General features: G+C 68.8%; 6 protein-coding genes. 5 read left to right on the forward strand and 1 reads right to left on the reverse strand.

The features are described 5' to 3' along the window. The 3 genes from AC1DOC_RS25085 to AC1DOC_RS25095 form a co-directional block, all read left to right on the forward strand. Nucleotides 1-448, forward strand: a 448-nt coding sequence (locus tag AC1DOC_RS25085; protein ID WP_478130714.1) for an NUDIX hydrolase, incomplete at its 5' end; no start/stop codon positions are given. 11 nt (nucleotides 449-459) lie between these two features. Continuing rightward, nucleotides 460-966: a CreA family protein gene (locus AC1DOC_RS25090; protein WP_012747147.1), complete on the forward strand. Its 507-nt coding sequence runs from the start codon at nucleotides 460-462 to the stop codon at nucleotides 964-966. Between the two features lie 96 nt (nucleotides 967-1,062). Continuing rightward, entirely contained in the window at nucleotides 1,063-1,566 is a 504-nt protein-coding gene (locus tag AC1DOC_RS25095) for a murein hydrolase activator EnvC family protein (protein WP_012747146.1), read from the forward strand. 16 nt (nucleotides 1,567-1,582) lie between these two features. Here the strand turns inward: AC1DOC_RS25095 and AC1DOC_RS25100 are convergent, their stop codons facing one another. Then, the gene (locus tag AC1DOC_RS25100; protein ID WP_478130715.1) at nucleotides 1,583-3,238 is read right to left on the reverse strand and encodes a phospholipase D family protein; all 1,656 of its coding nucleotides are present in this window, start codon (nucleotides 3,236-3,238) and stop codon (nucleotides 1,583-1,585) included. A 225-nt stretch (nucleotides 3,239-3,463) separates the two neighbouring features. Here AC1DOC_RS25100 and AC1DOC_RS25105 point away from each other — a divergent pair, with 225 nt between their 5' ends. Both AC1DOC_RS25105 and AC1DOC_RS25110 read left to right on the forward strand, forming a co-directional pair. After that, on the forward strand, nucleotides 3,464-4,633 hold the full coding sequence (locus AC1DOC_RS25105) for a saccharopine dehydrogenase C-terminal domain-containing protein (RefSeq protein WP_478130717.1): 1,170 nt from the start codon (nucleotides 3,464-3,466) through the stop codon (nucleotides 4,631-4,633). Next, the coding region (locus AC1DOC_RS25110) for an NAD(P)/FAD-dependent oxidoreductase (RefSeq protein ID WP_478130716.1) at nucleotides 4,634-5,518 on the forward strand (885 nt) is incomplete at its 3' end.

The raw sequence follows: 5,518 nt of genomic DNA on the forward strand, positions 1-5,518 counted from the left end.
CTGCAGCACCGTCCACTACGAGAACCCGCTGAACGTGGTGGGCACCATTCCCGTGCTCGGCGACAAGGTGCTGCTGTGCAAGCGCAACATCGAGCCGCGCTGGGGCAAGTGGACGCTGCCGGCGGGCTTCATGGAGCTGGGCGAAACCGCGGCCCAGGGCGCGGCCCGCGAGACCGACGAAGAGGCCGGCGCCCATTACGAGATGCAGGGCCTGTTCGCGGTGATCAGCGTGGTGCGCGTGGGCCAGGTGCACCTGTTCTACCGCGCCCGCCTGCTCGACGACCGCTTCGACCCGGGCCACGAGACCATCGAGGCCCGGCTCTTCACCGAGGAAGAAATTCCCTGGGAAGAGATCGCCTTTCGCACCGTGCGCGAGGCGCTCGAACACTTCTTCGAAGACCGGCGGCGCGGCAGCTTCGACCGCGTGCACGAACTCAGCATCGTTTGAAACACCACCCCATGACCCAGGCCTCCCGCGCTCCCCTCCTCCTTCGCGGCGCCTTCGCATGCGGCCTGGCGCTGGCGGGCCTGGCGCTGGCCTTCGCCGCGCATGCGGAAACGGTGGGCGACGTGGACACCGCCTTCAAGCTCATCGGCCCCGATCACAAGATCGTGGTGGAGGCCTACGACGACCCCAAGGTGAACGGCGTGACCTGCTATGTCTCGCGCGCCAAGACCGGCGGGCTGGCGGGCGCCTTCGGCGTGGCGGAGGACAAGTCGGAAGCCTCCATTGCCTGCCGCCAGGTCGGGCCGGTCAGCATCGTGCAGCCGCTTCCAAAGCGCGAAGAGGTCTACAGCGAGCGGCTGTCGATCCTGTTCAAGCGGCTGCGCGTGGTGCGCATGGTCGACGCCAGGCGCAACACGCTGGTCTATCTCACCTACTCCGACCTGCTGATCGAAGGCTCGCCGAAGAACAGCGTGACGGCGGTGCCGATCGACCGCGGCACGCCCATTCCGCTCAAGTAGACCCGGCCCCGGCGGAGTTTGCTAGCATGGACGAGGTGGCTCGCCCGGCGCGCCGACCGCGGGAACCCTCAGCAACGAATTCGTTCCAACAGAGCCATGCACCTTCAGACTTTTGCCCTTCGTACCGGCGCCGCGCTCCTGGTGGCTGCCGGCCTGGCCGCCTGCACCACGCCGCAGCCGCCCGCGCGGCCCGGCGTCGTCATTCCGCCGCCCGTGCAGCAGCCCCTGGCCATGTTCATCCGGCCCGCCGCCGGCACCACCATTGCCCGCTTCGACGGCGTGCGCAACAAGGGGCTCGACATTGCAGGCAACCTGGGCGATCCCATCGTGGCCTCGGCCGATGGCCGCGTGGTGTACGTGGGCGGCGAGCTGCGCAGCTACGGCAACATGGTCATCATCAAGCACAACGAGACCTTTCTCACCGCCTACGCCCATGCGCAGACCATCCTCGTGAAGGAAAACGCGGTGGTGCGGCAAGGCCAGAAGATCGCCGAAATGGGCAAGAGCGAAACCGACCGCGTGAAGCTGCATTTCGAGATCCGCAAGAACGGCACCGCCGTCGATCCCGAGCCCTACCTGAACGGCCGCCTGCAGCAGTAGCACCTGCCGGCCCGCGCTACAGCAGGCTCTCGGGCACCAGCGGGGCGAACAGCTCCAGCTTCCAGCGCGCCCAGAAATCCGTTTCCGGCTCCACGTGCAGGATGGTGTCGGCGCCATCGCCCGAGGCCGGGCTCACCCACTCGATGCCGCCGCGCGGCCCCAGCTGCAGCTGGTAGGCGCCGTCCAGCCGGATGAAACCGATCAGGCTGGTGAGCTGCTGGGCAATCTGCGGGCTGAAGATGAACAGGCCGATCTCGGTGTTGTGCAGCATCGAGCGCGGATCGAAGTTCATCGAGCCGATGAACACCATGCTGCGGTCGACCACGGCCGACTTGCCGTGCAGCCGGCCACTGGCCGAACCGTRGATRCCGAAGCGCTTGGTCTGCTCCACGCGCTTGGGGCTCAGCTCGTAGAGCTCCACGCCCAGGGCGAGCATTTCGGGCCGGTAGTGGCGATAGCCGATGTGCACCAGCGATTCGTCCGTGGCGGCCAGCGAATTGGTCACGATGGTGTAGCTCACGCCGCGCTGCCGCACGAGGCGGATCGTCTCCATGCCGCCGCGCCCCGGAATCAGGTAGGGCGTGGTCTGCAGGATCTCCTGCTGGGCTCCGCGCAGGTAGCGCCGCACGTTGTAGAGCACGCTGTCGGTCGATTCGTCGGCCGGCAGTCCGCGGGCTTCGGGCGGCCCGAGTGCCTTGGCGGGCGCATCGGCATAGGCTTCGGCGCGCGCCCAGACCAGCGACAGCGCACCCTCGCCCAGGTCCTTGGCGAGCGCGTTGTTGCCCAGCAGGTCGGTGGAAGTCAGCGGCTCGGGATGCAGCGTGTCCGGCCCGGCAGTCATCTGCTCGAAGCGTTCGCGCAGCTGCTGCGGCGTGGCCCCGCCATTGGAGACCAGCGACTCGATCGGGTAGACGTACGGGCTGTTCCAGTACATGTCGAACAGCGACGACAGCCGCGGCACGACCGTGCCGGCCACCAGCGTGTCGATGTCGATGAAGTTGGAGCCGCCATCGCGCAGGAAGTATTCGTTGGCGATGTTGCGCCCGCCCATGACCGCCATCGTGTTGTCCACCACGAACAGCTTGTTGTGCATGCGCCGGTGCACCCGGTCGAAGTCGAGCAGCGACGCCGCCCAGCGCGTGCCCAGCAGGCCGCGGCCGGCCGGGAAGGGATTGAAGAAGCGCACCTCCACGTTCGGATGCGCCGCGAAGCCCGCGAACAGCGGATCGGCGCCCGCGGTGTAGAGATCGTCCACCAGCAGGCGCACGCGCACGCCGCGGTCGGCCGCGTCGCGCAGCGTGCGCAGCAGGTAGCGGCCGGTTTCGTCGTTCTGCACCAGGTAGTACTGCACGTCGATCGAGCGCTGGGCGCGGCGCGCGAGCTCGATGCGCGCATGCAGCGAATACTGCGGCATCGGCAGCAGCCGGAAGCCGCTCAGCCCCTGCCCCGGCGGCGAGGCCGCTGCCACCAGGCGCCCCAGCATGGTGTCGGCGCCATCGGTGATGGCCACCGAAGGCTTGCGCTCCACCCCAGCCGGCAGCCCCGCGCAGCCGCCCAGGAGCAGCAGGGCCAAGCCGAGCAGCAACAGCCAGGGCGCGCGCGCCAGGCGCAGGCCAAGCCAGCCGGTTGGCGGGGCGGAACGTCGTGGATTGAAGGGGAAGTCTTCGGCCATCGGTGGGGTGCCATGCGCAACGTGCGCAGGGTGGCCGGTTTCTACCATGGCCGCGGGCGGAGCATGCGCTCATGGAGTCCTCCTACACCATCGGCAAAGGCAAGCTGACGCATTCGCCGGCCGGCGCGTTCCACATTCGTTCGAGGAAACGAAGGACAAGGCCGGCCGGTCCGGCGCCACTCAGCGAGGTGATGGGATGACGAAGAAGAACGAAGCGCTGACTTCCTGGTCAACCTCTCGGTCGACGTGTCGAGCCTGGCGCTCATCAAGCTCTGCCGCGAACGCGGCGCGCTCTACCTGGACACCTGCAACGAGCCCTGGGGCGGCCGCTACGACGATCCCGCGCTTCCGCCTTCGCGCCGCTCGAACTACAGCCTGCGCGAAGAGGTGCTGGCCTGGCGCCTGGACAAGCGCAGCGGGCCCACGGCAGTGATCACGCAGGGCGCGAACCCGGGGCTGGTCTCGGCGCTGCTCAAGCAGGCACTGCTGAACATCGCGGCCGACACGCATGCCGAGCTCGAAGCCATGCCGTCGAGCTACGAGGACTGGGCAGCGCTCGCGCAGCAGCTGGGCATCAAGGTGGTGCACATCGCCGAGCGCGACACCCAGGTTGCGAAGGAGCGCAAGCAGCGCGGCGAGTTCGTCAACACCTGGTCGGTGCAGGGCTTCGCCGACGAGGGCCTGCAGCCCGCCGAGCTGGGCTGGGGAACGCACGAGCGGCACTGGCCGGCCGATGCCGCGCGGCACGGCTTCGGCAGCGATGCGGCCATCTACCTGAAACGCCCCGGCATCGGCACGCGGGTGCGCAGCTGGACGCCGCTGGAAGGCCCCTACCACGGCTTCCTGGTGACGCATGCCGAATCGATTTCCATTGCCGACCACCTGACGCTGCGCAAGGACGGCCAGGTGGTGTACCGCCCCACGGTGCACTACGCCTATCACCCGTGCGACGACGCCGTGCTCTCGCTGCACGAGATGGCGGGAAAGAACTGGCAGCTGCAGCACCGCCAGCGGATCGTGCGCGACGAGATCGCCGAAGGCATGGACGAGCTAGGCGTGCTGCTGATGGGCAACCCCAAGGGGGCCTACTGGTACGGCTCGCGGCTCACCATCGAGCAGGCGCGCGAACTGGCGCCCGCCAACAGCGCCACCAGCCTGCAGGTGGTGGCCGGCATCCTGGGCGGCATGTCGTGGGCGCTGCGCCATCCCGACGCGGGCCTTGTGGAGCCGGACGACCTGGACCACCGCGTGGTGCTGGAAGCCGCCATGCCCTACCTCGGAGAAGTGGCGGGCGTGTATGGCGACTGGACGCCGCTGAAGGAACGCAGCCCGCTCTTCGACGAGGAGAAGGACGAAGACGACCCCTGGCAGTTCATCAACTTCCGGGTGGCCTGATTGCTGCTGCGCAAAGAACTCGGCGTCGTCGAGAACTCCTACTACGAAGCCAGCGTGCAACGGGCGGYGCGCTTCGAACCCGCGCGCCCGCTCGAAGGCATTGCCACCGCCGACGTCTGCGTGGTGGGCGGCGGGCTCGCGGGGCTGTCGGCCGCGCTCGAGCTTGCCATGCGCGGCTACGCGGTGGTGCTGCTGGAGGCGCAGCGCGTGGGCTGGGGTGCCTCGGGCCGCAACGGCGGCCAGGTGATCGTGGGCTTCGGCGCCGACGGCGAAGAGGCCATCGAAAAGCAGTTCACGCCCGAGGATGCGCGGCGCGCCTGGGACATATCGGTCGAGGGCCTGGATCTGCTGCAGGACCGCATCGCGAGCCATGCGATCGACTGCGACTGGCAGGCCGGCTACCTGAACCTGTCGGTCAAGCCCGCGAAGTCGCGCGCGCTGCGTGAATGGATGGACCACGTGGGCCGCGTCCACGGCTATCCGCTCCAATGGCTCGGGCCCGGCGAGGTCGCGCAGTGCGTGGACAGCAAGCGCTTCGACGGCGGCACCTTCGATGTGCGCTCGGGCCATCTGCATCCGCTGAAGTATTCGCTGGGCCTGGCGTCCGCGGCGCGCGCGGCCGGCGCGCAGCTGCACGAGAACTCGGCCGCGCAGGTGATCGAGCGCGGCGCGCGGCCCGTCGTCAAGACCGCGCAGGGCGAGGTGCGCTGCAGCTTCGTGGTGCTGGCGGGCAACGTCTACCTGGCCGAGTACGGCGACGACGTGGCGCCCGAGGTCTCGTCGCGCATCATGCCGGTGGGCACCTACATGATCGCGACCGAGCCGATGGAGCCGGCGCGCGCCGATGCGCTCATGCGCGGCAGGCCGGCCGCGTCGGACACCAAC

The sequence above is a fragment of the Variovorax sp. 01T439_2 genome (assembly GCF_056398445.1).

Coding starts and splice junctions, on each gene's coding strand:
- AC1DOC_RS25090 (WP_012747147.1), top strand. CDS start 460: ATGACCCAGGCCTCCCGCGCTCCCCTCCTCCTTCGCGGCGCCTTCGCA.
- AC1DOC_RS25095 (WP_012747146.1), top strand. CDS start 1,063: ATGCACCTTCAGACTTTTGCCCTTCGTACCGGCGCCGCGCTCCTGGTG.